Origin of the sequence: Quyinboa mangrovi, from assembly GCF_042219825.1 — a bacterium.
In the GTDB taxonomy this organism is placed as follows: domain Bacteria; phylum Bacteroidota; class Bacteroidia; order Bacteroidales; family UBA5342; genus JBHJHP01.
The window spans coordinates 1-4,118 of sequence record NZ_JBHJHQ010000021.1 but is presented as its reverse complement, the minus strand read 5'-3'; the positions used below and the strand labels follow the sequence as shown (position 1 = coordinate 4,118).

General features: G+C 30.2%; 4 protein-coding genes. All 4 read right to left on the bottom strand.

All coding sequences use genetic code 11. From position 1 onward, the window contains the following. Positions 1-250: 250 nt before the first annotated feature. The 4 genes from ACE1ET_RS20240 to ACE1ET_RS20225 all read right to left on the bottom strand — a co-directional run bounded on the left by ACE1ET_RS20240 (position 251) and on the right by ACE1ET_RS20225 (position 3,805). A complete protein-coding gene (locus tag ACE1ET_RS20240; protein ID WP_375730246.1) occupies positions 251-883 on the bottom strand; it encodes a hypothetical protein in 633 nt (210 codons plus the stop codon). 244 nt (positions 884-1,127) lie between these two features. Continuing rightward, positions 1,128-1,739 carry a toxin-antitoxin system YwqK family antitoxin gene (locus ACE1ET_RS20235; protein WP_375730245.1) on the bottom strand — a complete coding sequence of 204 codons (612 nt, stop codon included), beginning with the start codon at positions 1,737-1,739 and terminating at the stop codon, positions 1,128-1,130. Between the two features lie 631 nt (positions 1,740-2,370). Continuing rightward, positions 2,371-2,802 (bottom strand): hypothetical protein, encoded by a 432-nt coding sequence (locus tag ACE1ET_RS20230; protein WP_375730244.1) that lies wholly within the window; start codon positions 2,800-2,802, stop codon positions 2,371-2,373. 217 nt (positions 2,803-3,019) lie between these two features. Beyond that, positions 3,020-3,805: a hypothetical protein gene (locus ACE1ET_RS20225; protein WP_375730243.1), complete on the bottom strand. Its 786-nt coding sequence runs from the start codon at positions 3,803-3,805 to the stop codon at positions 3,020-3,022. Positions 3,806-4,118: the final 313 nt, after the last annotated feature.

Below are 4,118 nucleotides of genomic sequence, written 5' to 3'. Positions count from 1 at the left end.
GTATAAAAAAGAAAACTATTAGGATATATTTATTCATATTATGTAATTCCCCTTCTAATATGGTTGCACACAACGTTAATAATATGAGCATGTAGCGGTATTAAATGCGGTTTCGTATCAAGTTACAAAGTAGCCAAAGCTGCACCTTAGCTAAATAGTCAAATCGGCAGATTTGGCGGGGCTGATTAGAACCACTACCGCCCGAACACCCACAGAAACCGCTATTGCTTATATTTATTGTTGTGCCCCGTTAATCTTCAATCACAAAACTAATATAATTAAGTCTAACTTGTTTTTCACCTAACAATCCAATAATATCAACAAAATACAATCTATCTCCAACTGCAAGCAAATCAAAATCTCTTTTTAATTCATCATCGAATTTATTAGAATGAACTATTTTATTAAGAAATAAAGTATCATTTTTCAGAGCAATCAAATTATAACTTTGCACCGGTAAACTAAAATCAAAACCAAGTCCATCAACATGAGCATTTATGCCATAAAGTAATTTTAGATATTCTTTTGTAATCGCACCAGAATTTCGATTCCCTATCGTAGCGTGACAATATTTATTTAAACTGACTACACTAAAATCTTTCTGCAATAAAAGGATTGTGTCATTATTATATAATCTAAACACATTAAAAATCGTATTGCCCGGTTTATCCGGAATTACCTTATAACCATTTAATTCTTTTGAAATCTCACCATTAGTTGTTGTTAGAAATAATGAATCATGAGGTACACAAGAAGCCAAAATCTCGATATAATTTGAAACATTTGCGACAAGTTCATTTTGCTCCTTAACTGAAATTAGAACATCTTGACAAAATATGTTTCTTGCCGAAAGTATCAAGATAAAAATCAGAATCTTTTTCATTACTATCGATACTATATAATGTATTATTTATTTTTTTAATCTACAATCTGACATTTGCTACACACTTTCACAAAGCACCCTAATGGGGCACAACGGTTTTGCGGTATGAAACGGTTGGGTTTTCGGAGTGCGTCCGTATCCGCCGAGGAAAAAGTTGACGCGAGAATAAATGCTTGCAAACCACTGAACCCCAACTGTTTTATGACCGCATGTTAGGGGCTGGTGTTCATTAATCATCTTTCTATTATTTCTCATTATTACTATAATTAAAATAAATAGAGTCAATCAATACACCATTATCATAATACTCTTTTTTTAATGTATCTCCATTTTCATTAAAATATATCCATTCGTCTTCCCTAGTTCCAACTTTATATGAATGAATTTTTTCAATCTGACCATTTTTATAATAATCAATAAACTTACCATCCATTCTTGTTTTTTTCATTTGTCCTTCCTGATGCAATTGTCCGTTAACATACCAAGTTTTACTATCACCTTGCATATGACCATCGCTATCATATTCAGTAATATAACTAACTATTCCAGATTCATACCAATGTTTTGACAAACCAATCGGGTGGTCATTTTTATAATTTGTACTATCCTTTAAAACTCCATTCTCATGATAGTACATTCTTAATCCATTTAGTTTGCCATATTCATAAGTCTCAACACACTCAGGTTTACCATCCTTGTACCAAAATCTCCATGTGCCATGTTTTTGATTTTTCACATAATAACCCTCAACTTGGAGATGTTGTTTTTTTAAATCATAATAGCTTTCATAGTGTCCATCTCTGGTACAAGAAGTCACTACTAAAAAAATTATAATCAATGTGAGTATTTTATTCATATCAAGTTTGATTCTATCATGCGTAGAGGTTTTTTCATACTTGCCCCTAACGGTCCCGGGGTAAGTGACGTTTGGCGATTTCGAAGAGCGGTCGTATCCACCGTTGAAAAACCTGATTAAATGAAACCAGGCCAAAACCTCTGTACGCCCCGCCAAATGACATATACCCCGTGTTGTGCGTATGTGCATTTTTTATTTTTATCAAATTAATTAATAGCAAGTATGAATGATATAATCATATATGCTAAAATAAATATTACTCCCACAATATTTTTAATCGTATTACTATTGTCAATTTTATTATATAATTCATCCACTTTTTTCTCCCTAAAATATATCACATTGAAAATAAATAATATAAACTATACAATTATGAAATAAATAAATCTAAATTCGAAATCAATCTGATTTTTAATAAGTGATCCTAAATACAAAATATTAAGAAATTGAAATGTTGATATCAAACCCGCTACTGATGAGTAAAATCCACCAACTCCTGTTAGTTCGAAGAAAGTATCAATTTTTATAAAAAGATATTCAAATGGTCTGTAAATATTCATCATTGAAAGCTATTTAAATCTTAATATTTAATTAATAGCCAAAAAAAAATTATCATGCATATCTCCTTTTGCTATTGTTCTCTATTCTGTAACTCTGTATTTAATATTTCAATTATTAATTTAAATAGTCTTTTATGTGCTAAATAAATATCTCCGTAAACCATATAAAGTATCCATATTGTACCAATTGCAATAAAAACATTACTAAAATTTGATATCCAAATAAATAATAACGTAAATAAGGTTATTATAAATCCATATATTGTATAAGATTTTTGTTTAATCAAAACATTTTCATTATCAATTTGAATATCAATGATAAATTTATCAGGATAATAAAATTGTTTCTGTTTTAAAATTAAGCAATCAGTTTGTTCGATATATTTAAATCTTTTAGTATCTATCTTTTGTCTAATCTTCTGTAAAATGTATTTATCAGAACTTATTCCAAGTTGCTGTGTTTTAATTTTAATTGTTTTTTCAAATGCAAATGGAAAAGCCATTATCAAATCTATTTTTAAATTATCCTTTTAAACTAAATCTCAGGTATTGAATGCATTACGCACAACGTTCCCGCGGTATGGTGTCGTGCGGTTGACTGTCCCACGAAGTGGAGACTGTCAAGCCGAAAACGACGGCATACGGAATGTGGATTTGCAAATTGAAATAAAACCGCATGCACTATGACCGCGTGTTAGGGGGCGTTATTTTTTAATATTATCACTTACCAACCATAAGTTGTTTGTAGTTAGATTTTAGTACAGTTGCATCAAGCTTTAATTTATTAGGATAATCACAATCCCCAAATATGCAATTAGAATTAATTTGTACACAATTTACCTCGTCTATATAAAAGGTTGAGCCTGAACCAGCAAATGCCGTATTATAATTAAATGGATTAAGTATTCCTCCATTGCCTCCTATACCTTCAATATAAAAGCAAAGTTGCCTATCTCCAATATCGTTCTTATAGCTGCAGTAAAAACATTTTGTACTATCTCCATTTTGTAATATTAAAAAATTTATACTATCAATTCTAACTTTGATATCCCAAATAGATGTTGGTGCTTCAAAAGTGGCACCTACTTCAAGGTTAAAATTAAATAAAACGAATTCTTTATTATCAGAATAACGAGTAAAGTAAACTTTCTTTTCAATAGTATCTTCCCTTATAAAAGCATAGAATTTAGCATTTTCAATGGAGTCATCTTCATAATCTCCATATTGAGATTTATAATAGAATCGTTTTCGATATAATGCATGGTACTTTGTGTCATTAATAATAGAGTCACCTTTGAAATAATACAAATTCCATAAAGTATAATTATCCCATGGATTATATCCTTCAACTTTTGTAGAAATAATCCATTTCTTCTCAATGTTTATAAAAGTATTATATTTAGGAATTTCGGGTTCCGGATAAAACTCTTGTTGTATATTATTATTCTTATCACATGCTGTAACGAATAATATAAAAAAAGTAATTACTGTTAAAATCAATTTCATAATTTAAGGTTTATGTGTGAATCATATTATTGTTAACTAATTCAATATAAAAAACAGGGTAAATATAGTGCCCTTTAATTTAATTGTGACTAACGTAAAAATTTCAAATTCATAAAACATACTTAACCAGTTATTTGAGGTTTTATCGTTAGCGTAAGAAATTAATCAGCTTTGGCAGAAATTGATGCTTTTTTAATCAAGTAATTTCGTACTTGCTGATGATGAGAATGCCCCCTAACGTTCCCGCGGTATGGTGTCGTGCGGTTGACTGTCCCACGGAGTGGAGACTGTCATGCCGAGAACGACGGCATAC

Coding starts and splice junctions, on each gene's coding strand:
- ACE1ET_RS20240 (WP_375730246.1), bottom strand. CDS start 883: ATGAAAAAGATTCTGATTTTTATCTTGATACTTTCGGCAAGAAACATA.
- ACE1ET_RS20235 (WP_375730245.1), bottom strand. CDS start 1,739: ATGAATAAAATACTCACATTGATTATAATTTTTTTAGTAGTGACTTCT.
- ACE1ET_RS20230 (WP_375730244.1), bottom strand. CDS start 2,802: ATGGCTTTTCCATTTGCATTTGAAAAAACAATTAAAATTAAAACACAG.
- ACE1ET_RS20225 (WP_375730243.1), bottom strand. CDS start 3,805: ATGAAATTGATTTTAACAGTAATTACTTTTTTTATATTATTCGTTACA.